Genomic DNA, 22,430 nt, shown 5'->3' with positions numbered 1-22,430 from the left:
GAGGGTATCGCTGGCTCTCATGCGCAGAATCTCCCCATCCTGTTGATACAGATAACGTTTTATCTTTTATTGCCTGCATCATCCTTGTGAGCGCCTCTGTTTCTGTGGAGGCCGCCCCGAAAGATACCAACTAGCCGCTACGAAGAATGAAAATACATTTATGGCAGCGTTATTATTTATTGGAAAATAATCGACGATAAATTCGATTTCTGAATGAAATAATATCCTGAGGCGTTTTTTTCTATTGATTGGCAATTGACAAAGAAATAACCATATATAAACCTGCTTCTTAATATTTAATGTGAATTATTTTAAGAATATTTCTGTACTAATTCTTAAGTTACTCTAATGTAAATATATTAACAAACAGGTGAGAAAGCTTCGCGACGCGGCGGGCTATGGGCATAACCGCTGGACTTTTTCAGTGAAATGTCTTAGTGTCCTTAACACTTTGTTAACTCGATCTGGTTTAAGTTAATTCAAATTTGCTAAAAACATAGGGTGCATTGCCTGTATGGAAGCTAATCCGGTAACGTCTTTTGACGAATAATGCATGTTACCGGCTGGCAATATGAGAATAGTAATGAAAATTCTGATTAACTGGCCTCCTTTGCGCCAACTGATAAATTATATCCAGGAGCGTTTTACCTTTCTGGTTTTGCTCTGCTGGCCGGCGATTATCTGGCTGGTTTGTTGGCTGCTCGTATGGCTAACGGAGAGTGTAATGACGATGCTGGGCAAGTCGGTAGACCACTCATTTACCGTGAATTTACAGCCTTTTATGACGCTAAGTACGCTGCTGCGAATCTCCGTGAGCTGGGTGCTGCTGCTATTTATCCTGTTCAGCATGGCGATGGGATTCACCTGGCTCCTGCGGCGCTTTATGAACCGTAAGAAATAGAGCCGGTTCGGCGACAAGCGGCGATACCGGCATGACCTCAGGCCATTTCCCCGATCGTCTTACGAAAACGCAGTAGCGCGATAGTAAAAAACACGCCACCGATAGCCAGCAGCGTCAGAAACTGCGGCCAGACGATAGAGAAATCAGCGCCTCGATAAAGAATAGCCTGCGCCAGGCTAACAAAGTGGGTTGTCGGCATGGTGAGCATAATGTCCTGTACTGCCTGCGGCATACTTTCGCGAGGCGTGGAGCCGCCGGATAGCATCTGCAGTGGCAAAAGCACCAGAATCATCAGCAGCCCCAGCTGCGGCATTGAACGCGCCACCGTCCCCATAAAAATGCCGATTGAGGTGGTAGCAAACAGGCTCAGGGCTACCCCCAGCATAAATAGCGGTATTGAGCCCTCTATCGGTACCTGCAGAACGCCCTGAACCATCAGCATCAGCGAGAGTCCGGAAACCACCAGCACCACCAGCCCCATTGACCATATCTTTGCCATCATGATTTCGAACGGCGTGACCGGCATAACCAGCAGGTGCTCCACGGTACCATGTTCCCGCTCGCGTATCAGCGCCGACCCGGTCAGCACGATCGCCAGCATGGTGATATTGTTAATGATTGCCATGACGGCGCCGAAACGCTCCTGTTCCAGATTGGGGTTAAAACGCATTCTGACGGCCAGCTCAACCGGCAGCGTGCCGTTGTCCCGGTAGCGGGCGACAAAGCTGTTCACCTCGCCGGTGACAATATTCTGGATATAGCTATTGCCGGTAAACGCCTGGCTCATTCGCGTCGCGTCCACGTTAACCTGCAGCTCGGGGTGGCGTCCGGCCAGAACGTCGCGCTGAAAATCCGGCGGGATATTGATGGCGAAAGTATACCGCCCCGCATCCAGTCCGGCGTCCATCTCATCAGCTGTAATCAGCTCCGGAGGCAAAAACCAGGGCCGGTAAAAACCATTGATGATACGCGATGAAAGCTGCGACTTATCCATGTCGGCAATAGCGATGGGCGCCAGATGCAGCGAACCCGGCATGACGGTTGCGGAGGAGTAAACCGAGACGGTAAAAGCGAAGACAATTAACGTCAGCATCGCTTTATCGCCCAGCAGGCTACGGAGCTCTTTCATTCCCAAATTATAAATATTGCGTAGTCCGCGCATTATCCCTCCTGTTTTTTCAACAGCCACACGCTCAGGCCCAGCACCAGCGGAACCGCGATAAGTAGCGGAATAAAGGATCCCCACAGGTCGGTCAGATTCAGCGCTTTGGAAAACGTTCCTCGCGCAATCGTCAGAAAGTGGCTGGTTGGATAAATCTGGCCAATCCAGCGCCCAGGCCCTTCCAGCGAGGCGACGGGGTCGATCATCCCGGAAAACTGCGTCGCCGGGATAAGCGTAATGATCGCGGTGCCGAAAATCGCCGCAATCTGACTTTTCATAAAGGTTGAAATCAGCAGGCCAAGTCCGGTGGCGATAGTGACGTAGAGCAGCGCGGCCAGGGTGAGCGTCAAAAAACTCCCTTTGTGCGGTACGCCAAAGACAAAGACCGATAGTGCGCAGAGCAGAAAGAAGTTAAACATCCCCAGTACGATATACGGCAGCTGTTTACCCAGCAGAAATTCGCTGCGAGTGGTTGGCGTCACGTATAAATTGATGATTGAACCAAGCTCTTTCTCGCGGACCACGCTGAGCGCGCTGAGCATCGCCGGGATCATCATCAACAGTAGCGGGATCACCGCCGGAACAATCGCCGGCAGGCTCTTCACATCCGGGTTATAGCGGTAGCGGGTCTCAATGGAAATCAGTGAAGTATCGCGATTGGGGCTAGCCTGGCGGCTGGCCATCTCCTGCAGCCAGGCCAGATGCATGGCCTGCACGTAGCCGCGCACGGTTTCCGCGCGGTTCGGCATCGCGCCGTCCACCCAGACGCCAATTTGCACCGGCGTCCCTCGGGCGATATCGCGGCCAAAGTTGGGCGGGATCTCGATAGCCACCGCCAGCTCGCCGTTGCGCATTCTTCTGTCCAGTTCACTATAGCTTTGTAGCGGTGGCTGTTCGATGAAGTAGCGCGAGCCGGCGATATTTTGCGACCATCCCTGGCTGCTGACGGTCTGGTCGCGGTCGAGCACCGCAAATCGCAGATCTTCGACGTCCATACTGATCCCGTAACCCATGATAAACATCAGGATCACCGTGCCGAGCAGCGCCAGGGTCGATCGAACCGGATCGCGGCGCAGCTCAAGCGCCTCGCGGCGACTGTAGCTAAACAGGCGCTGCAGGCTGAACGTCTGACGCGGCACACTGCTTTCGGTTTTGTGTTCTATCGCGGGAACCGCTGTAGCCTGCGCATCTGGCGGCTGCGTCGCCTCTGCCGCCTCCTGTAGCCAGGCGATAAATGCCTCTTCAAGCGTGGCCGAACCGCGCTGTTCGACCAGTGCCTGCGGCGTATCGCTGGCCAGGACTTTTCCGGCATGCATCAGCGAAATGCGATCGCAGCGTTCCGCTTCATTCATAAAGTGGGTGGAGATAAAAATGGTCACCCGATCCTGACGGGCCAGATCGACCATTAGCTGCCAGAACATATCCCTGGCCACCGGATCGACGCCGGAGGTAGGTTCGTCAAGAATTAACATTTCCGGGCGATGAATCACCGCGACCGCCAGCGAGAGCCGCTGACGAATACCTAACGGTAGCGAAGCGGGCAGGGTATCCTCTACCTCTTCCAGCATAAAGCGCTGGCTTATTTCGGCGATCCGCCCGGGGATCTCCGCATCCGGAATGTGGAACAGGCGGGCATGCAGCTCAAGGTTTTGCCGTACGGTCAGTTCGCTATAGAGAGAGAAGGCCTGCGACATATAGCCGACGCGGCGGCGGGTTTCGATATCTCTGGGATCGACCGGTTGTCCAAACAGCCACGCCTCGCCTTCGCTGGCCGGTAGCAGTCCGGTCAGCATTTTCATGGTTGTTGATTTGCCGCAGCCGTTAGATCCGAGGAAGCCGAAAATCTCGCCGCGGGCGATGCGAAAGTTGACGTGATCAACGGCGACAAATTGACCGAAGCGCATCGTCAGCCCGCGCGCTTCAATCGCAATTTCGCTTTCATCGGCATTGCGCGGTGGGATGATCACTTCTTTATGCGCCAGGCGCTGGGCTTCGGGAAGCAGAGCGATAAACGCCTGTTCCAGCGTCTGACTTGCCGTATGCGCTTTAAGCTCATCGGCGCTGCCGGTTGCCAGAACTTCCCCCGCGTTCATGGCTACCAGCCAGTCAAAACGTTCCGCCTCCTCCATGTAAGCGGTGGCGACCAGCACGCTCATGTCCGGCTGACGCTGGCGAATGCTGTCGATCAGATCCCAAAACTGGGCTCGCGAGAGGGGATCGACGCCGGTGGTAGGTTCATCAAGAATCAGCAGCTGCGGGTCGTGAATAAGCGCGCAGCACAGGCCGAGCTTTTGCTTCATCCCGCCGGAGAGTTTTCCCGCCGGACGGTCGCGAAACGGCGCCAGGCCGGTACTCTGCAGCAACTCATTGATGCGGATGTCGCGTTCGGCTTTATCATGGCCGAACAGACGAGCAAAGAAATCGACATTTTCATAGACCGACAGGGTATGGTAGAGGTTCTTTCCTAGCCCCTGCGGCATCCAGGCGATTTTCGGGCAGACGTCCCGGCGATGGCGCACATCGCTCATATCGCCGCCGAGCACCATGACGTTACCGTGCTCAATCACTCGCGCGCCGGAGATCAACGATAGCAGGCTGGACTTGCCCACGCCGTCAGGCCCGATCAGGCCCACCATACAGCGGGCGGGAATGCTCAGCGTAATGTCCTTCAGCGCGACGGTTGCGCCAAAGTGCTGGCTGACGTTTTCCAGGCGGGCGACGGTTTTCATTGCGGCAACCTCACCTTCAGCGCTTCAGGCCACGCCTGCTGGTTATCCAGACGGACCCATGCCATACCGGGCAGGCCGGTCTTCACATACTCCAGATGCTCTGCCAGCAGCTCTGGCGGAATGCGGGCTTTCACGCGGAACATCAGCTTCAGCCGTTCATCGCTGGTTTCCACCGTTTTGGGCGTAAACTGCGCCACGCTGGCGACAAAACTGATATTGGCGGGAATCACCAGGTTCGGCGCGGCATCAAGGATAATTCGCGCTTCGCTGCCCAGCGCCAGCAGACCCGCCTGCTCGGTCGGCAGGAAGAAGGTCATATAAACGTCGGACAAGTCGACCATATTCAGCACCCGGCCTCCCGCCGCCAGTACCTCTCCTGGTTCGGCAACGCGGTACTGAATACGGCCATTGCGCGGCGCTTTCAGCTCGCTATCGTCGATGTCGGCGATAATCCGCCGTTCGGTCGCCTGGGCGGCCTCGACCCGGGTTTGCGCCTGAATGATGCTGGTTCGCGCCGCCTCAATCGCGGCCCTGGCGGCAGAGACCTGAGCTTTCGCGGATTCCAGCGCCGCCCTGGCGCTTTCTGCCGCCGCCTGGTCGTCATCCAGTTGCTGGGCGGAGACTGCACCGCGCTGCGAGAGCGTGCTGGAGCGGACGTGGCGTTTAGCCGAGGAGTTCAGCTCCGCCTGCCGCTGCTTCACCACCGCTTCCGTGGCGCGCATTTCGCTTTGACGCTGGTCGAGCAGGGCTTTCGCGGCGGCAATCGCGCTCTCTGCTTCCTTGATTTGCGCGGCGGCCTCCAGCCGCTGTTCGTTGAGCACTCGGGTGTCCATACGCGCCAGCACATCGCCCTGACGAACAAACTGCCCCTCTTTGACCAGGATGGTATCGATACGTCCGGCGGTTTTGGTGGCAATATCGACTTCTGTGGCTTCGATTCTACCGTTACTGCTGGCAAATCCTGCCGGAACCCCCGGCGGGCGCAGCATCCACCATACCGCAGCGGCAATCACCACTGCTAAACCAATAACGTATCCAACCCAACGTCGTTTGATTTTGTCCATACGCGACTCGCTTTTTTCCATTGGCTGAGTGGTGCGCGCTTCTCCTCCGCATGGCGAAGTTTCGTCTCTTCAGGAAAGGGAGAAATCGGGGATAAGGCCAACCGGCGCAGGGTTCCAGCAGCGCTGCTAACCGGTCAGAAGGAGGTGCGATCAATGTGGTCATCATCAGCAATCCTCGCCTTAAATGAAACACGCATATTTATTGCTACCGTCAATGTCATACTAACACCCGCGATGAGTATGTCCATATACAAAGCAGGGTCTTGTCGTTGAGTTAACATAAAAACGGTCCGCAGCGCAGTGGGTCAATATTATCCATTATGCTTATTGGGTTTTATGCTCCGGATACCGGCGCAGATAATCTTTCCGCGCTTCATTAAATCATCGTACATATAAGCTATTTTTCAGTGCTAATAACCAGAGGATATTATTCCCGGGCGACTGGTGCATTTTTAATCTGGTTGCTCCTGGAGAACTGTTGTATGATCGGCGGCCCTGAAAATACACTCACGCCGGGCGAGCGCTTTATTCAATGAAAGATGAAAGCCAAAAATATATCTCAATTATTTTTAAGGAGTGGTTGCCGCTGTACGACAGCCTGACGCCGGAAGTGAGGGCGGTACTTAAAAATATTGCCGGGCAGCAGGCGGAGGCGTTAGCGACCCGTTTTTATGATTTTATTTTCCAGGATCCTGACATCGCGCGGCACCTTAGCTATGACTTAGTTCAGGAACGGCTCAGCAGCTCGCTGGCCGGATGGGTGAAAGATATCCTGATGTGCGATAAGGAAAATTTGCAGGCGCTGGCGGAGCGGCAGTATCTGATCGGCAGCATTCATTCACGCATCGGAATCCCGGCAGAGGCGGTACTTCGCGGCGCGCGCCAGCTGAAAGCCGGGCTGATTGAAAATATCCGCGATAGTCACTTCGATCGCGAGACCAGCGTCGCCGCCATCTACTACGCCATCATGGCCATTAATATGGCGGTAGAAATGATGTGCCATGCCTATACCCTGTCGCACTATCGGGCGACGAAAAATGAAGAGGCCTACCGCCTGTATAGCCTGATGGATAACGTGCCGCTGGAATATGGCAAACAGCAGGCTTCGCTCTCCGGATGGGAAAATACCGCTATTTTTAATATTGTCAGCGATAATAAAACGGATATTAACGGGGCGTTATTATCTGATTCGGAATTTGGCCTGTGGTTCCGCCATAAATGCGTGCGTTATTTTAACAAAAATCCGCAAATGCAGGAAATCGCCGATTTAATTAGCAAGGTGGATGCGCTGTTATCCGCCTGGAAATCCTCATCTGACGGTTCTGAGTATAAAAATACGCAGGCTCTGCTGCAGGGGATCCATATCCATTGCCAGCAGATCGGCAGCCAGCTGGGCGTGCTGTTTAGCAGCCTGTCGCAGATGCAAAGCGGTAAAGATACGTTGACCAGCCTGCTGAACCGCCGCTATCTGCCGGTGGTGCTTAAGCATGAAGTGACGCTGGCGATGGAATATGAACTGCCGATGACGGTGGCGATTATCGATATCGACCACTTTAAAGAGATCAATGATAGCTGGGGTCATATGGTCGGCGACCGGGCGATTAAGCACGTTGCGGAGCTGCTCAGCGATAATATTCGCTCCAGCGATTATATCTTCCGCTACGGCGGCGAAGAGTTTCTGCTGGTGCTGGTGGAGACCGGCGCTGCGGAAGCCTTTACTATCCTCGAACGGCTGCGTAAAAAAATCAGCCAGCTGGCGTTTAGCGTTGGCGCTGACAATGAGATTTCGATTACCGCCAGCATCGGCTACGCCGTCCACTCCGGTCATCCGGATTACAATCTGCTGCTGCGCGATGCCGACAGCGCGCTGTACGTCGCCAAGCGCAATGGGCGCAACTGCGTGAAGATGCATGAAGGCGACGGGAATTAATCTGCCAATCTGCCGAGCCCTTCCCGGAGGCGGCGCGCTGCGCCTGTCCGGGCTACCTGACCGCAGGCGGCTGTGAACCTATAGCCCGGGCAAGGCGCGTCAGGCGCCGCCCCCGGGAGAGACATGGCAACGGCTTTCAACGCGGAGATATTTCCACGCCTCAAAACAGCACCGGCAGCCCCAGCCCGCGTTTTACTTCATGCAGCGTCCGTTGTGTCAGTTCGTGCGCCCGTTCGCTTCCCCGGCGCAGCAGCGCCAGCAGCATGCCTTTATCCTGAATATAAGTCGCCCGACGCTCGCGTATCGGCGCCAGCAGCTCCTGTAAGCAGGTCTCCAGCGCGTTTTTGCACTGCCTGTCTCCCAGCCCTCCGCGCCGATAGTGGGCTTTCATCTCGGCAACGAAGGCCTTATCAGCATGAAAGGCGTCGAGATAAGTAAAGACCACATTGCCTTCTGTCTGACCCGGGTCGGCGACCCGCAGGTGATTCGGATCGGTATACATAGCGCTGACCGCACGATGGATCTCCTCTTCGCTGGCCGAAAGGGTGAGCGTGTTGCCCAGCGATTTCGACATTTTGGCGTTGCCATCGATGCCCGGCAGGCGGCTGACGTCGCTGAGCAGCGCTTTGCAGTGCTGTAAGATCGGCGTCGTCGTCAGGCTATTCATTTTGTGCACGATCTCGTTGGTCTGTTCAATCATCGGTAGCTGATCGTCGCCAACCGGCACCAGTTCGGCCTTAAAGGCGGTGATATCGGCGGCCTGGCTTATGGGATAGGCTAAAAATCCCACCGGCAGCGAGCGGGAAAATCCCTTCTGGGCGATTTCATTTTTCACCGTCGGATTGCGTTCAACCCGGGCGACGGTGACGATATTCATATACAGCGCGCTGAGTTCGGCCAGCGCCGGCAGAGCGGATTGCAGGCAAATGGTGGTCTTCTGCGGATCGATACCGACGGCGAGATAATCGGCCATCACCTCAAGGATATTGCTGCTGATTTTTTGTGGGTTACTGCCGTTGTCGGTCAGTCCCTGCAGGTCCGCGACGAGGATAAACTGCTGATGGTCGTGCTGGAGCAGCACGCGCTGGCGCAGGGAACCAACGTAGTGGCCGAGGTGCAGCTGGCCGGTAGGACGGTCGCCGGTCAGGATCGTTTGGCTGGTGTTCATGAGTGACTCCTTAGGATGCTATCAGGCCGAAGGGCGACACTCAGAAACAACAAAGCCGCCTTCCGGCGGCTTTGAATAGAGGAAACGTGAAATCTTGCCGCCTGTTATGCAGGCAGCCACCAACGGCGGAGGTGAGAGATGACAACGTTTCTGTTCATCTTTTTATCCTGCCACGAAAAGTGGCGCGAGTGAAAGCCCTTTTTTCATTTAGCGATAAACCGGTAGCAGGTTAAAACTGGATAAAACATGAATTATCGCGTTGGCGCCGCCAAAGCATAAAATCAGGATAATCATGGCATTGCCGCCCCAGACCCGATAGTTCGGGCTGCCGAAACGCCTGCGCGAGGCGCGCGCCAGCAGGGCGGGGACGATAGCGGCCCAGACGGTAGCGGCGAGACCGGCGAAGCCAATGGCGTAGATAAAACCGTCAGGCCACAGCAGACCGCCGGCGATCGGCGGCAGAAAGGTCACCAGCGCGGTTTTAAACCGCCCCAGCCGGCTATCGTCAAACTTAAACAGATCCGCCAGGTAATCGAACAGGCCGAGTGTTACGCCCAGGAATGAGCTGGCGACGGCGAAGTTGGAAAAGACGGTCAGCAATAAATCGAGAGTCGAACTGTTCAGCAGGCCGCTTAAGGTCTGCACCAGCACGTCGATGTTGCCGCCTTTTTCGGCGATAGCGATAAACGCCGGGCGCGGAATATTGCCCATTGTGCCGACCAGCCAGATGATATACAGCACCAGCGCCATCAGCGTGCCGAGCAGCAGGCAGCGGCGAATGATAAGCGGGTCTTTACCGTAGTACTTCATCAGGCTGGGGACGTTGCCGTGATAGCCAAAGGAGGCCAGGCAGAACGGCAGCGTCATCAGAACGTAGGGCAGATAGGACGCATTGACCTCCGCGCGGTTAAACAGAATCGCGGGCTCCACGTGCCACATCAGACCGCCAAAGGTCATAAAGAAGGTGAGAATTTTGGCGCCCAGCACGATAGTCGTCATCCGGCTTACCGCTTTCGTACTCAGCCAGACGATAAAGGCGACGATCAGCGCGAACGCCAGCCCGCCCAGGCGTGCGGGAACCGCGAGGTTCATCTGCGCAAAAGTATGCTGAATAACTGAACCGCTGGCGGAAATATAGGCGTAGGTCAGGATATATAATACAAAGGCGACGGTCAGACCGTTGATAATATTCCAGCCGTTTCCCAGTAAATCTTTCGTAATCGTGTCGAAGCTGGCGCCAATATGATAATTGAGATTGGCTTCGAGGATCATTAGCCCGGAATGCAGCATGCAAAACCAGGTAAAGATAAGCGCCAGCAGCGACCAGAAAAACCAGGCACCGGACATCACCACCGGTAAAGAAAACATGCCTGCGCCAATAATCGTGCCGCCGATAATCATCGCTCCGCCAATCAGCGATGGTGTATTAGTTGAGACCGCTTTTGAGACTGATAATGTAGCCATAAGGTGCATTCCTCACGTGGCTATATAGTAAATAACGGGCTGCGGGCAAACGGCTACCCGGCGCAACCCGAATAATTGAGCTTAAAAAGATGGAGTTAAATTAATGGCGCTCTTATTGCGAGAGCGCCCTGATAGGGTTTATTTCACCGGTTTCAGTCTGGCGACGAAGTGGCGCAGTACCGGCGGTTCATAGGTAAAGGTCAGGCCCTTAATCGTGGCGGCGCGCGCCTTAACGGCGATCAGCGCATCAGCGATATAGTCCATATGATCGTTGGTATAAACCCGACGCGGAATGGTCAGGCGCAGCAGCTCCATCGGCGACGCCTTCTGCTTACCGGTTTCCGGGTCGCGTCCCAGCAGCAGGGAGCCGATTTCCACGCTGCGAATGCCCGCTTCCAGATACAGCTCGTTGTTTAGCGCGTGCGCCGGGAACTGCTCCGGCGGAATATGCGGCAGCAGCAGCTTAGCATCGACGAACACCGCATGGCCGCCGGTCGGATACTGAATCGGAATGCCGCCTTCGCGCAGGCGTTCACCGAGGTACTCCACCTGATTGATGCGATAAGCGAGGTAATCCTCGTTGGTCCCTTCTTCCAGACCGATAGCCAGCGCCTCCATATCGCGCCCCGCCAGGCCGCCGTAGGTGACAAAGCCTTCCATCGGCACGCAGCGAATGCGCACTTCGTTGAAGAGCTCTTCGTCATCGCGGAAGCAGCACAGTCCGCCAATATTCACCATCGGGTCTTTCTTGGCGGACATGGTCAGCATATCGCCGTACTGGTACATCTCGAGAATAATCTCTTTCACCGATTTATCGGCATAGCCCTCTTCGCGCTGTTTAATAAACCAGGCGTTTTCGCAGAAGCGGGCGGAGTCGATTACCACCGGAATATTGTTCTGGCGCGCAATTTGATACACCTCGCGCATATTCGCCAGCGATACCGGCTGGCCGCCGGAACTGTTACAGGTGACGGTAGTAATAATCGCCGCCACGTTTTCCGCGCCGTGCTCGGCGATGGTCGCTTTCAGTAAATCAATATCAAAGTTGCCTTTCCAGTCGTACCACGAGGTCGTGTCGAAGGCTTTCGGCGTCACCACGTTAATGGCTTTTGCGCCGTTAAGCTCCACGTGCGCGGCGGTAGTATCGAAGTGGAAGTTGGAAATAAACACCGGATGCGCCGACTTGCGGCGAGCAATCAGGCTTGGGAACAGAATCTGCTCCGCGCCGCGCCCCTGGTGGGTGGGAATGGTATACGGATAGCCGATAATCTCTTTGACCTTTTCACACAGATGCTGATAGTTACGCGACCCGGCGTAGGCTTCGTCGCCCATCATCAGCCCGGCCCATTGATGGTCGCTCATCGCGCCGGTGCCGGAGTCGGTCAGCAGGTCGATATACACGTCCTGGCTATTGAGCAAAAACGGGTTATAGCCCGCCTCTTCCAGCGCTTTGACGCGGTCGTCAAAGGTGGTCATACGAATATTTTCGACCATTTTAATGCGGAACGGCTCAGGGATACGTTTCATTTATTTTCTCCATGGGAATGCTGTGCCGCGTCTGGCTATTTGGCGACAAGTAATGGGCGCAACAAATAGCGACTAAACGCAGTGCTGAATTAATTTTTTTAGGGAGTAAACAGCAGCGGAGAATTAACGAGGGAAGTCGTTGGAGATGCGGTGATCTAAATTATACCAGTCGTCCAGGCCGCCCTGGGCGATGAGGCGATAAATCGATTTTTGCGTCATGACATCGTCCTCTGTGGTTGAAGGGATGCCATAAAAATAAGGTAATATGAGAAAATAACCACGATTAAAATCACAAAAAATTAGTTATTGATAAGTGGAGTATAAAAATTTGACGCTCGTCGTATTTTTAGCGTTATTGATTATTTGGTTAGCAGGCGATGGTTTTTTGTTTTTTTAATTGTGCCAATGACGGCTTATTTAGTAGGGGTATTTAGCGCCTTCACCGCAATAAATGAAGGCGCAGGAGTGACTTACATGCTGGAAAAGACGTTCATAATGATGCCGCCGGAGATGATCAGCACCATGGCGAGGATGGCCGGAATATCCGGTTTCTGCTTATAGAGGATCATCGAGCAAATCGTGACGCCGACGATACCAAAGCCGCACCATAACGAGTAGGCGACGCCGACCGGAATAGTGCTCATCGCGCGGGTGAGGGCGAAGTAGCACAGGCCGTAGGCGCAGACCACCAGCACCGACGGCGCCAGTTTACTGAAGCCGTTGGTCTTTTTGATCATCGACGTGCCGGTGATTTCGGAGCCGATAGACAGCGCCAGCCATAAAAATCCGAGGTTAAACATATGCGATTCCTTTTCAGTTAGTTGGCGACTTTTTTGTCCAGCGATGAAGCAGCCGAGGGTTCTGCGGGCGCTTCCTCGCTCTCTTCGCTACCCATTTTGGAAAACAGATTCATGATCACAATACCGCTGGCGATAACCGCCATGCCGATAATGGCGGCGGTATCCGGGTGCTGGCCGTAAAACGCCATTCCCAGCGTCGATACCACGAGGATGCCGGTACCGGACCAGGTGGCGTAGGCCAGACCGACGGGAATATCTTTCACCGCGCGGGACAGCGAGTAGTAGCAGGTGCAATACAGCAGTACCAGCAGCCCGAGCAGCAGCATTTTGGTTATCCCTTCACTGCTGCCGAACATTTTGAGGGTGGAGGTGGCTGAGGTTTCGGAAACGATAACCAGCAGCATCCATAGCCAACACTTTGTTTTTGAAGACATAAGTTAAACTCCGGGTTTACTATTTAAGGTAAGGTTCTTTTTTTCTGTTTTTTAAAAAATCGATAGCGGCATCGGTTAACTGCGCTTGAGGCGCACCGGCCAGCGCCGGATTATTCACCACGTCTGTGACAGTGAGATAACGGCGCGGACCGCTCGCCGGCGCCACCGTTACTTCGCGACCCGACGCCAGCTTCTCCAGCAATTCGTTCATGGTGCACAGCGTGACGCCGCATTCGGCCAGGCGGGAAAGCGTGGCCTGCATATGCCCGGCGTAAGCGGTATCAGGCTGCGCGCCCCGCAGCTGGTTAAGCTCGCTGGCGGGATCGCAGTGATAGCGCAGCGCCAGCACCGGCAGACCGCTCAGCAGAGCATCGTGCACGCGGCGGGCAAAGGGACTGTGCAGAGAACCATTCACCAGATCCGCCGCCAGCGGGTAGTCGAGAAATGGCAGCAGCAGCGCTTTATACGCAGCGGACGGCAGCCCATATTGCCAGTCAGCCGCCGGTAGCGTTTTACCGATACTCTGCCACTGCTCGCCGTCGTCAATGCCGCTATCCAGCGCCAGGTGCAGGCTCTCGCCGCAGCCGGCCAGCCGCTGGCGAATAGCGTGCCGGTAGCCCGCCGCGGCGGTCACCATTACCAGTACCGGCGGCCGCAGACGCTGGACAATGCGTTCAACCAGCTCTTCCATCTGTTGGTTGGTCATGGCGAGCCTCCGTTAGCCGATGAGCGCGACCTGCGCGCCGTTTTTCAAGCCGGCGGCGTTGGCCTCTTCGGTATCAATATGAAACTCCAGCGCGAAGTCTTCGCGTACCCGCACGACCACTTCATCGAAGGTCAGCTGGCGTTCACCGTTGCTGCGGACGCTAACCTTCTGGCCGTTGGTGACGTTCAACTGGCGGGCGTCCTGCGGTGACATATGGATATGCCGCCAGGCGCAGATCACCTGAGACCGCAGTTCAACGTGGCCTGCCGGGCCGATCAGCAGCGCGCTGCCCGCATTCTCCAGCTGGCCGGATTCGCGAACCGGTGCTTTGATGCCGAGGGTAAAGCAGTCGGCGCGGGAGATTTCCAGCTGCGATACCGGGCGGGTTGGGCCGAGGACGCGCACGTGGGTGAGCGAGCCCTTCGGACCGACCACAGTGACGCACTCCTGGGCAGCGAACTGTCCCGGCTGACGCAGCGGCTTAAACGGCGTCAGGACATAGCCCTTGCCAAACAACGCTTCGACGTCCTGCTGCGCCAGATGGACGTGACGGTTAGAGATGCCGACCGGGATAGCCGGCGCAACGTGGCTCAGGCGGGCGGCGATTTTTTCATGGAGCAGGGTGTCGATCATGCCTTCTTCCCTTTCCTTATCGCCGCGTTTTTATCTTCCGTCGCCGCGGGCGCGGCGGCGGGCTCAGTGGGTTCCCTTGTTTCCACAGCGGCGGGTGCGACGATTTCAGCCTCAAGCGGGGCTGCAGCGGCAGCTTCCGCACGCGGCGGATGGCCTTTGAGGGTGCTGAGGGCTTCCACGACGCTGCGTTCCGGACGAGCGATCATCAGGGATTTCACCTGCGGGTCGATAAGCTCAGCGACGGCCACGCCGCGTTCGATGGCGGTGTGAATCGCGCTGATCTCCCCCTCAAAGCAGACGCTAACCAGCCCCGATCCGACTTTGCGGTAGCCAAAGCAGGTCACTCCTGCGCTTTTACAGGCGGCATCTACGGCCTGAACGGCGGCAACTAACCCTCGAGTTTCAATTACGCCTAAACTTTTCATTGTCGGCTCCTGTTAATGGCGGACTAAGCGAATATCAAAATCAAACTGCGTGAAGAACGTTTCCAGCAGGTCTAACTCTTCGGCGGAATATGTCGGGTCCCGGGCGATGGGGTAGGGCATATCGAGGCGCTCATATTTTTTGCGCCCGAGCTGGTGGTACGGCAGCATATCGATGCGGCGGATATTTCCGCGCTTCGCCAGCTTTTGGACATAATCAATGGCCCCGGTAATGGCATCGAACGAGTCGTTATAGCCGCGAACCAGCGGCATGCGGATAATGACGTTAGCGCCGGAATCCACCAGCCACTCCAGGTTGCGGCGAATGCCTTCGTTGCCAATGCCAAATAACGCTTTATGGTGCTCGCTATTAATTTGCTTAATATCGAATAAGAAGGTGTCGGTCACCGGCGCCAGCTTTTGATAATTAGCCAGCGGCGTAGTGCCCTGCGTTTCCACGGCGGTATTGAGCATCATCTTTTTGCATTCGCTAAATAGCGCGACGGCAAAATCGGTCTGCAGGCTCATTTCTCCGCCACCAATGGTGACGCCGCCGCCGGAGGAGATATAAAAGTCGTAGTCCTGCATGATGATCTCCATCAGTTCGCTGACGGTGACATCTTTACCCATAATATCCAGCGCGTTCTGCGTGCAGATCTCTTCGCACTTGCGGCAGCCGATGCAGTCTTTATTGCGGTTGACGAAGTGCTTCATTTCGCCGTTTTCTTCCGCCCGATAATGAATTCCCGCCGGGCAGACGTTGACGCAGTCGCCGCAGTTAATGCATTTATCCTGGGAGAACATCACCTGAAACTGGCTATTCAGCCCTTCCGGGTTAGCGCACCACGGGCAGCGAATATTGCAGCCTTTGAAAAAAACCAGCGTGCGGATCCCATCGCCGTCATAGATCGAATATTTCTGAATATTGAATATTCGCCCGGTTAATTCTTGTTTTGCGCTCACATTTACCTCCAGAAATACGATCGGGACATCCGTGTCCAAAAACGTCCGTGTTTTTATCAGAACTTCTCAATTACCGTACGGCTGATAATCTCGTCCTGAACTTCTTTGCACAGCTCAACGAAGTAGGCGCTGTAGCCCGCGACGCGGACGATCAGATCGCGGTATTTTTCCGGCTCCTGCTGGGCTTTTTTCAGCACTTCGTTATCGACATAGCTGAACTGCATCTGGCCATTGCCGAGAATCGACGCGGTGCGCAGCAGGGTAATCAGGCCGTGACGACCTTCCGGGGTATCCAGTAGCCCTTTGAGGAACTTGAAGTTGTGCACCATGCCGATATTCATGGTTTCGACGTTCATCTTGCTCACCGACTTGATGATCGCCGTCGGACCCTGCTTATCCGCGCCCTGAGTCGGGCTGATACCGTCGGAGAGCGGCATCCACGCCAGGCGACCGTTCGGCGTGGCGTTGGTCAGCTCACCGATCGGCGTGTTGTTGGAGATGGATAGTGTGCCGTGGCTCAGGGTGGAGTAGAGCATCTTGTACTTACGGCACTCGCGCTCGGTCCACTCGGTGATATCCAGTGCATACTGGTCAACGTAGTTATCATCGTTGCCGTATTTCGGCGCGTTAAGGCAGTCGCGACGCAGGCCTTCAAAGCCTTCGAAGTTCGCCAGCAGCGCGTCGCGCATCTGCTCAAGGGTGTATTTCTTATCTTCAAACACCAGCTTACGAATCGCCGCCATGGAATCGACGTAGGTCGCCAGACCGGAGAAGATCAGCCCCGGGCCGTGGTTGATCATCGCGCCGCCGGCGGCAACGTCTTTCCCTTTTTCCATGCAGCCTTCTACCAGCAGCGACATCAGCGGCTTCGGCGCCACGTCGCGGTGCACGCGCTGGCTGATGACCGTACCGATCGCCGACAGGCGTACGATATGGGCAATCTGTTTTTTCACCGCCGCGTCGAACGCTTCGAAGGTGTGCAGGTCGCGCAGGTCGCCGGTATCCAGCCCCTGATAGCTGTCAAACAGCACCATCCGACCGCGGTTTAAAACGAACTCAATGGCGATGGGCCACTGGGTGTAGCCGGTGGAGGTCCACTGGTAGATGCGGCCGGATTTCTGCGGCTCAACGCAGCCCATCAGGCAGTAGTCGCGGGCGTCTTCGAAATCGAAGCCTTTTCGCAGCATCATCTTGATATGGGAGTCGTCGAAGTGGCAGGCCGGGAAGCCCATCCCCGCTTTGACGACGTCGACGATTTTTTCCATATACTTCTGCGGCGACTGGTTGTGAATACGGCAGGCCAGCGACGGCTGGTAAACCTTCACGAAGCGCACGGCGTCCATGATCAAATAAGTCAGGTCGTTACAGGCATCGCCGCCGGAGCGCTTCTGACCGCCGACGGTCAGGTTGATAAACGGCTGATAGCCGGCGAAATATTTCGCCCCAAGCTCGCTGGACATCCACATCAGCTCGGCGCATTTGATGATAAACGCCTGCAGCAGCTCCAGCGCGGTGTCGTGAGTCAGGCGGCCTTCGCGGATATCGGCTTCAAACATCGGGTAGCAGTACTGGTCTACGCGACCCAGGGACAGCCCGGTCTGGTTCTCTTCAATTTCAAACAGCGATTCCACGGTCCAGATGCTCTGCAGTGCCTCCTGCAGCGTTTTCGGCGGGTTCGCCGGCACGTTCTGGTTCACCTCAGCGATGGTCAGTAGCTCGGCGCGGCGCTGGGCGTTCTGTTCAACGGCGGCCAGTTCGCGGGCGCGGGCGGCGATGCGGTGTGCGTAGTTAATCACCCCTTCGCAGGTTTCAATGGCCGCCTTGTAGTAGTAAATACGGTCGATATCTTCCGGGTTTTCCATGCTCAGGCTGGCAAGATGCGCCTCGGCGTCGGCTTTAATGCCGTTCATCCCTTTGGTAAACAGCAGCACATCGTAGCCCGGGCAGGTGTCGCCGCCGCCGTTGATCTGGTGGTAGGAGAGGTCGCTGACGAAGGTTTCGCCGCTGAATGCCCATACGCCCGCTTCGCGGTACTGGGCTTCGCAGATTTCGTCCAGCGAGCGGCCTTCCCAGAACGGTACGATCTCTTCGCGGATGGTTTTCTTATCTGCTTCGCTGATCTCAAACGGATCCTGCGGACGGGTGCTCATGGTGTCGAGTTCGTCGCGCACCCAGCGCCAGGCGATATCCGGCGAGAAGGCGCCCGCGCGCGGCTTGCCGCATGGATGACCGACGATCAGCTCATCATCCTGAATCAGAATTGGCGCGGTTTCGCAGGCGTGGCGGAAGGCTTTGGCGCGCAGCAGAATTGTCGGCATGCCGGGGTTGGCTTTGACCACTTCGGTAAAGGCCAGCGCGCGATAGATAGAGACGCTCGGGCGCACGGTCAGGTAGTGGTTGCGCAGGCGCTGCATGCGCGGAGTCAGCCCTTCTGCTGCCGGCGTATCGCCGGCGGCGGCAAACGGGGCGGCGGAAACGTGTTGTACTCCCTTGAACAGACGCACCGGCAGATTCAGGGCGCTCAGGTTTTGCTGCGCGCTGAGGAACATGTCGGAGAGTTCGTTGATGCGCGCATTCTCAAGGCTTGCGCCGTGCAGCATGGCGTCAAACATCGGATAACCGTCGAGCGCGCAGGCGGCGCGCACTTCGCACAGTTCCGCCAGCTTGAACCACAGCGATTCGACGATTTCATACGCCTGCTGCGGGGAGAGCGCGCCGTTGTTGATATCGTGCTGGTAGTAAGGGAGCAGGGCTTTGTCGGCGCCTTCCGGGTTGACGGCGTAGCTGCCGTTATCCAGCTGGAGCGCCAGCTGGAACAGATAAAAGGCCTGGCACGCCTCTTTGAAGCTGCGCGCCGGATGCGCCGGAACATGGTGCAGAATGGCGGCGCTGTCCAGCAGTTCTGCTCGGCGGTAAGCGTTGGTTTCCGCGGCGGCCAGCTGTTCCGCGCTGTTGGCCAGGTTTTGCGCCAGCGCCAGCAGGGCATCGCAGGCGTAGATGGCCGCACGGCAGCCGTTGACTTCGTCCATGCCGCTGCGGCTGACGGCGCTGCCCAGCGCGCGGGTTTTCTCTTCCAGCTGATGTTTTATCGCCAGTACGCCTTTTTCGACCACCAGCTTGTAATCCGGGGAGTCGAGATCGCTATTCAGATTGAGAAACTGGAACGCGGACGGGCGACGGGCGGCGCTCTCGTCGTGGAAAATCGCCCCGTGCGGTTTGCGGGTCTGGTTGCCGACGATCAGCTCGTCGGCGCTGATGCACAGCGGCAGCTGGCGCATCAGTTCATAGAAACGGCGCGCCGGTTTGACGGCGGCGGGAACCCCGGCGATATCGCCATCAAGGGCGTTGAGCGTGGTGGCATGTTCGGTGCACAGGGTGCTTTTTTGTGAGAGTAAACGTTCTGCCAACACTTTGACGCGCGGCGTTAAGCTGTAGTGTGCCATGGGTAAGGTTCTCCAAATCTTGTTATCAGTGGCCCTGAACGGCGTTGCCGGTCCATGCCCGGCGATAGAGTTCGGTCAGTGCGTGAGCATCCGGCGCGCGTGGGTTCGTCGGGGTACAGCTGTCGCGTAACGCCTGGCCGACCATCTCCGCCAGCCGTTGTTCAAACTCGTCTGCAAGGACGCCAGTATCGCGGATGCCGGCCGGCATGCTCATTTCGTCTTTAAGCGCCTGAATGGCGACCAGCAGACTGGCGACGCCCTGGCGGGTAGTGGCCGCAGGCAGATCCAGCAGATGGGCTAATCGGGCATATTTGCGGGCGGCATCGGTATCGCACAGCCCGTGATAATCGGCGTTCCAGGCCACCACGTCCGCCATCAGCAGGGCGTTGGCGCGACCGTGGGGGACACGAAACACGCCGCCGAGCGCGTGGGCAAGGCTGTGGGTAATGCCCAGCGAGGCGTTGGTGAAGGCCATGCCCGCCATGCAGGAAGCGTTGTGCATCTTTTCCCGCGCCAGCAGATCGCCACCGTTGCGCCAGCAGGTCGGCAGAAAGCGAAATACCTGCTGCACCACTTTCTCCGCCAGCGCATCGGAAAAGTCGCTGGCGGCGCGGGAGACATAGGCTTCCAGCGCGTGACACAGCACGTCCATCCCGGTATCGGCGGTGATCGCCGGCGGCACCGAGGCAACCAGCGCCGGGTCAAGAATGGCGATATCCGGCAGCAGCGACGGGTCCACCAGTACCAGCTTCTCGGCGTGGGCTTTTACCACTGAAAAGGCGGTGACTTCAGAGCCGGTGCCGCTGGTGGTGGGGATCGCCACAAAGCAGGGCGGCTCGCGGTGAGCGTCCGGACGGGTTTGCGCCAGGGCGAAAATAACCGCTTTGGCTGCATCAATCACCGAACCGCCGCCCAGCGCGATAACCAGATCCGGATAGCTGGTATCCATCCGCTTCATACCGCGCACCACGGTGGCGATATCCGGGTCGGCCACCACGTCGTCCCAGACCTGGAAAGCGATGCCGCGCGCATGGAGGATCTGCGTGACGCGATCGGCGAGGCCAAACTTAACCATCGCCTGGTCGGTGACCAGCAGCACGTTGCGGGCGGGCAGCTCGTTCAGGATGGCAAGCGCATCCTGACCAAAGCGAATCCGGGGTTTCAGCAAAAATTCACTCATTGGGTTATTGACTCCTTAAGCGTCCCGAAACACGTTCTCGACAATGGCGACCACCGACATGGCCTTGTAGTGCTCTTTGTTGAGCGCCAGGTACTCTTCGGCCAGCACGATGTCGTGCATACCGGCGCCGACGCTATCAACGGCAACCCAGGTCTGGTCTTTCATCGGCTGCTGGTCATCATCTAATTTGACGATCAGCAGCAGGTTGCTGCCCCTTAGCTCATCGCACTTCTGCGTGGCGACGACATGTCCGACTACCTTTGCGAGAATCATTGTTTTTATCGCCTTATATCAATGTGTTACTTACCAAGGCGTTCCAGCACCTGGCGGATGACGCGTTCCACGTTTTGCTCATTAATCTCGCTGTCCGCGCCGACGGCGGCGGCAGTCGCAAAGCGATCGTCGGCGCTGGCCGGGTGGGCTGCGGTGGCGGCGGTCGCTGGGGCGTTAAAACGTTCATCGTCGAAGATGCTGCGGTTCGGGCCGGACGCCGGGCTGACGATGGTCGGCTGCGGTTCCGGGCGGCTACCCGGCGCGCGCAGTTCATCGATGGAGCGAACGCCGTAGCCCACTTTGCGGATGTTGAGCAGGTTCATCGGTCCGACGTTATCTGAGCTGGAGCCGCCGCCGACTGCGCCGCAGCCGAGGGTCAGGGCCGGAGTGATATTGGTGGTCGCGCCGATGCCACCCAGCGCCGCCGGGGTGTTGATCAGAATGCGGTTAACCGGTTTTTCCAGGCAGAACTGGCGGATGACGTCCTGATTGCGGGTGTGGATCACCAGCGTGTGGCCGAGGCCTTCGTTGGTCAACAGTTCCACGACGCGGTGACAGGCGGCTTTCCAGTCCTCTTCGACGTACAAGCCGAGTACCGGGCACAGCTTTTCCCGCGAGTAGGGGTTGGTATGCGATACCGTGGTCTGCTCGGCAATCAGCACTCGGGTGCTGGCCGGGACGCAGAAACCGGCCATCTGGCTCAGATAGAGCGCGGTTTTACCCACCACTTTAGGGTTGATGGTGCCGTTAGGACGCAGCAGCAGGGCCGCCATTTTCGCCGCTTCGTTTTCGTTCATGAAGTACGCGCCCTGCGCTTCCAGTTCGCGATGCACTTCGTCGTAGATGCAGCGTTCGACGATAATCGACTGCTCGGAGGCGCAGATCACGCCGTTATCGAAGGTTTTACTGGTGATGATATCTTTCACTGCGTGGGGGATATCGGCGCTGCGTTCGATAAACGCCGGGCCGTTACCCGGACCGCCGCTAATGGTCGGCGTGCCGGACGCGTAGGCGGCGCGCACCATGCCTTCGCCGCCGGTCGCCAGGATCAGCGACACGTCTTTGCTGTGCATCAGCTCTGAGGTGGCTTCGAGGGTCAGTTGGCTAATGGCGTCGACGCTACCGGCAGGCGCCCCTGCCGCTTCCGCCGCGCGCTTCACGATTTCAATCGCTTTCCAGCTGCACTGGCGGGCGCCGGGATGCGGGGAGAAGATAATCGCGTTGCCGGCCTTCAGGGCAATCAGCGTTTTGTAGATGACCGTGGAGGTCGGGTTGGTCGACGGTACCAGCGCACAAATCACCCCCAGCGGCACGCCCACGTCCATCACTTTTTGTAGCGGATCGTCATGAATGATGCCGACGGTCTTCATATCTTTGATGGCGTCGTAGACGCGCAGCGAGGCGAAGCGGTTCTTCAGCACTTTGTCCTGCCAGTTGCCAAAACCGGTTTCTTCCGCGGCCATTTTCGCCAGCGCTTCGGCATGATGCGCTGCTTCCTGGGCCACGTTCTTCACGATGGCGTCGATTTGCTGCTGCGAAAAGGTGGCCAGAATCGCCTGCGCCTTTTTGGCATTGCGCACCAGTTCCCGGGCGTTCTGCCGGGACTGCAAATCGTTATCCAGTTCAATCAT

At 56.9% G+C, this 22,430-nt stretch carries 19 protein-coding genes; 2 read left to right on the top strand and 17 right to left on the bottom strand.

Translation table 11 applies throughout. The features are described 5' to 3' along the window. Positions 1–583: 583 nt before the first annotated feature. Positions 584–901 carry a hypothetical protein gene (locus KO1_RS20425; RefSeq protein WP_004108706.1) on the top strand — a complete coding sequence of 106 codons (318 nt, stop codon included), beginning with the start codon at positions 584–586 and terminating at the stop codon, positions 899–901. A 37-nt stretch (positions 902–938) separates the two neighbouring features. Here KO1_RS20425 and KO1_RS20420 read toward each other — a convergent pair whose 3' ends face one another. From KO1_RS20420 to KO1_RS20410, 3 genes are read right to left on the bottom strand one after another with little or no spacing between them, the layout of a single operon-like run. Then, the gene (locus tag KO1_RS20420) at positions 939–2,063 is read right to left on the bottom strand and encodes an ABC transporter permease (protein ID WP_004108704.1); all 1,125 of its coding nucleotides are present in this window, start codon (positions 2,061–2,063) and stop codon (positions 939–941) included. Beyond that, positions 2,063–4,792: a ribosome-associated ATPase/putative transporter RbbA gene (rbbA, locus tag KO1_RS20415; protein ID WP_047720394.1), complete on the bottom strand. Its 2,730-nt coding sequence runs from the start codon at positions 4,790–4,792 to the stop codon at positions 2,063–2,065. The genes KO1_RS20420 and rbbA overlap by 1 nt, the downstream gene beginning before the upstream one ends. Beyond that, positions 4,789–5,856, bottom strand: coding sequence for an HlyD family secretion protein (locus tag KO1_RS20410; protein ID WP_004108699.1), 1,068 nt, complete (start codon positions 5,854–5,856; stop codon positions 4,789–4,791). Before KO1_RS20410 ends, rbbA begins: the two co-directional genes overlap by 4 nt. 532 nt (positions 5,857–6,388) lie before the next feature. Between KO1_RS20410 and KO1_RS20405 the strand changes: the two genes are divergently transcribed. Further along, positions 6,389–7,786, top strand: coding sequence for a diguanylate cyclase (locus tag KO1_RS20405; RefSeq protein ID WP_004108697.1), 1,398 nt, complete (start codon positions 6,389–6,391; stop codon positions 7,784–7,786). Positions 7,787–7,946: 160 nt separating this feature from the next. Here the strand turns inward: KO1_RS20405 and trpS are convergent, their stop codons facing one another. From trpS to KO1_RS20335, 14 genes are all read right to left on the bottom strand, one after another. Continuing rightward, positions 7,947–8,954, bottom strand: a complete 1,008-nt coding sequence (trpS, locus tag KO1_RS20400) for a tryptophan--tRNA ligase (protein ID WP_004108695.1) — start codon at positions 8,952–8,954, stop codon at positions 7,947–7,949. A gap of 207 nt (positions 8,955–9,161) precedes the next feature. Next, the gene (gene mtr, locus KO1_RS20395; RefSeq protein ID WP_004108693.1) at positions 9,162–10,418 is read right to left on the bottom strand and encodes a tryptophan permease; all 1,257 of its coding nucleotides are present in this window, start codon (positions 10,416–10,418) and stop codon (positions 9,162–9,164) included. Positions 10,419–10,556: 138 nt separating this feature from the next. After that, on the bottom strand, positions 10,557–11,945 hold the full coding sequence (gene tnaA, locus KO1_RS20390) for a tryptophanase (RefSeq protein ID WP_004108691.1): 1,389 nt from the start codon (positions 11,943–11,945) through the stop codon (positions 10,557–10,559). Positions 11,946–12,068: 123 nt separating this feature from the next. Then, positions 12,069–12,164: a tryptophanase leader peptide gene (tnaC, locus tag KO1_RS20385; RefSeq protein WP_004098218.1), complete on the bottom strand. Its 96-nt coding sequence runs from the start codon at positions 12,162–12,164 to the stop codon at positions 12,069–12,071. A gap of 251 nt (positions 12,165–12,415) precedes the next feature. Continuing rightward, positions 12,416–12,745, bottom strand: coding sequence for a DMT family transporter (locus KO1_RS20380; protein ID WP_004108688.1), 330 nt, complete (start codon positions 12,743–12,745; stop codon positions 12,416–12,418). A 17-nt stretch (positions 12,746–12,762) separates the two neighbouring features. Beyond that, positions 12,763–13,179: a DMT family transporter gene (locus KO1_RS20375; RefSeq protein WP_004110265.1), complete on the bottom strand. Its 417-nt coding sequence runs from the start codon at positions 13,177–13,179 to the stop codon at positions 12,763–12,765. A 19-nt stretch (positions 13,180–13,198) separates the two neighbouring features. Beyond that, the gene (locus KO1_RS20370; RefSeq protein WP_064407096.1) at positions 13,199–13,885 is read right to left on the bottom strand and encodes a hypothetical protein; all 687 of its coding nucleotides are present in this window, start codon (positions 13,883–13,885) and stop codon (positions 13,199–13,201) included. A 12-nt stretch (positions 13,886–13,897) separates the two neighbouring features. Then, positions 13,898–14,518 (bottom strand): phosphate propanoyltransferase, encoded by a 621-nt coding sequence (locus tag KO1_RS20365; protein ID WP_004108682.1) that lies wholly within the window; start codon positions 14,516–14,518, stop codon positions 13,898–13,900. After that, positions 14,515–14,943, bottom strand: coding sequence for a BMC domain-containing protein (locus KO1_RS20360; RefSeq protein WP_064407095.1), 429 nt, complete (start codon positions 14,941–14,943; stop codon positions 14,515–14,517). Before KO1_RS20360 ends, KO1_RS20365 begins: the two co-directional genes overlap by 4 nt. A 12-nt stretch (positions 14,944–14,955) precedes the next feature. After that, positions 14,956–15,903 (bottom strand): choline TMA-lyase-activating enzyme, encoded by a 948-nt coding sequence (gene cutD, locus KO1_RS20355; protein WP_064407094.1) that lies wholly within the window; start codon positions 15,901–15,903, stop codon positions 14,956–14,958. A 56-nt stretch (positions 15,904–15,959) separates the two neighbouring features. Then, positions 15,960–19,346, bottom strand: a complete 3,387-nt coding sequence (cutC, locus tag KO1_RS20350; protein WP_024273679.1) for a choline trimethylamine-lyase — start codon at positions 19,344–19,346, stop codon at positions 15,960–15,962. A gap of 25 nt (positions 19,347–19,371) precedes the next feature. Next, the gene (locus tag KO1_RS20345; protein WP_024273680.1) at positions 19,372–20,526 is read right to left on the bottom strand and encodes a 1-propanol dehydrogenase PduQ; all 1,155 of its coding nucleotides are present in this window, start codon (positions 20,524–20,526) and stop codon (positions 19,372–19,374) included. Between the two features lie 15 nt (positions 20,527–20,541). Continuing rightward, on the bottom strand, positions 20,542–20,799 hold the full coding sequence (locus KO1_RS20340; protein ID WP_023320274.1) for a EutN/CcmL family microcompartment protein: 258 nt from the start codon (positions 20,797–20,799) through the stop codon (positions 20,542–20,544). A 26-nt stretch (positions 20,800–20,825) separates the two neighbouring features. Continuing rightward, entirely contained in the window at positions 20,826–22,430 is a 1,605-nt protein-coding gene (locus KO1_RS20335; protein WP_023320275.1) for an acetaldehyde dehydrogenase (acetylating), read from the bottom strand.

This window comes from Klebsiella oxytoca NBRC 105695 (assembly GCF_001598695.1).
GTDB lineage: Bacteria > Pseudomonadota > Gammaproteobacteria > Enterobacterales > Enterobacteriaceae > Klebsiella > Klebsiella oxytoca.
The sequence above is the reverse complement of the archived record's forward strand: the minus strand, read 5'-3'. Positions and strand labels throughout refer to the sequence as shown.

Excerpts from the sequence above, each read along its gene's own strand:
- KO1_RS20425 (WP_004108706.1), top strand. The coding sequence starts at position 584 with ATGAAAATTCTGATTAACTGGCCTCCTTTGCGCCAACTGATAAATTAT.
- KO1_RS20420 (WP_004108704.1), bottom strand. The coding sequence starts at position 2,063 with ATGCGCGGACTACGCAATATTTATAATTTGGGAATGAAAGAGCTCCGT.
- rbbA (WP_047720394.1), bottom strand. The coding sequence starts at position 4,792 with ATGAAAACCGTCGCCCGCCTGGAAAACGTCAGCCAGCACTTTGGCGCA.
- KO1_RS20410 (WP_004108699.1), bottom strand. The coding sequence starts at position 5,856 with ATGGACAAAATCAAACGACGTTGGGTTGGATACGTTATTGGTTTAGCA.
- KO1_RS20405 (WP_004108697.1), top strand. The coding sequence starts at position 6,389 with ATGAAAGATGAAAGCCAAAAATATATCTCAATTATTTTTAAGGAGTGG.
- trpS (WP_004108695.1), bottom strand. The coding sequence starts at position 8,954 with ATGAACACCAGCCAAACGATCCTGACCGGCGACCGTCCTACCGGCCAG.
- mtr (WP_004108693.1), bottom strand. The coding sequence starts at position 10,418 with ATGGCTACATTATCAGTCTCAAAAGCGGTCTCAACTAATACACCATCG.
- tnaA (WP_004108691.1), bottom strand. The coding sequence starts at position 11,945 with ATGAAACGTATCCCTGAGCCGTTCCGCATTAAAATGGTCGAAAATATT.
- tnaC (WP_004098218.1), bottom strand. The coding sequence starts at position 12,164 with ATGACGCAAAAATCGATTTATCGCCTCATCGCCCAGGGCGGCCTGGAC.
- KO1_RS20380 (WP_004108688.1), bottom strand. The coding sequence starts at position 12,745 with ATGTTTAACCTCGGATTTTTATGGCTGGCGCTGTCTATCGGCTCCGAA.
- KO1_RS20375 (WP_004110265.1), bottom strand. The coding sequence starts at position 13,179 with ATGTCTTCAAAAACAAAGTGTTGGCTATGGATGCTGCTGGTTATCGTT.
- KO1_RS20370 (WP_064407096.1), bottom strand. The coding sequence starts at position 13,885 with ATGACCAACCAACAGATGGAAGAGCTGGTTGAACGCATTGTCCAGCGT.
- KO1_RS20365 (WP_004108682.1), bottom strand. The coding sequence starts at position 14,518 with ATGATCGACACCCTGCTCCATGAAAAAATCGCCGCCCGCCTGAGCCAC.
- KO1_RS20360 (WP_064407095.1), bottom strand. The coding sequence starts at position 14,943 with ATGAAAAGTTTAGGCGTAATTGAAACTCGAGGGTTAGTTGCCGCCGTT.
- cutC (WP_024273679.1), bottom strand. The coding sequence starts at position 19,346 with ATGGCACACTACAGCTTAACGCCGCGCGTCAAAGTGTTGGCAGAACGT.
- KO1_RS20345 (WP_024273680.1), bottom strand. The coding sequence starts at position 20,526 with ATGAGTGAATTTTTGCTGAAACCCCGGATTCGCTTTGGTCAGGATGCG.
- KO1_RS20340 (WP_023320274.1), bottom strand. The coding sequence starts at position 20,799 with ATGATTCTCGCAAAGGTAGTCGGACATGTCGTCGCCACGCAGAAGTGC.
- KO1_RS20335 (WP_023320275.1), bottom strand. The coding sequence starts at position 22,430 with ATGATTGAACTGGATAACGATTTGCAGTCCCGGCAGAACGCCCGGGAA.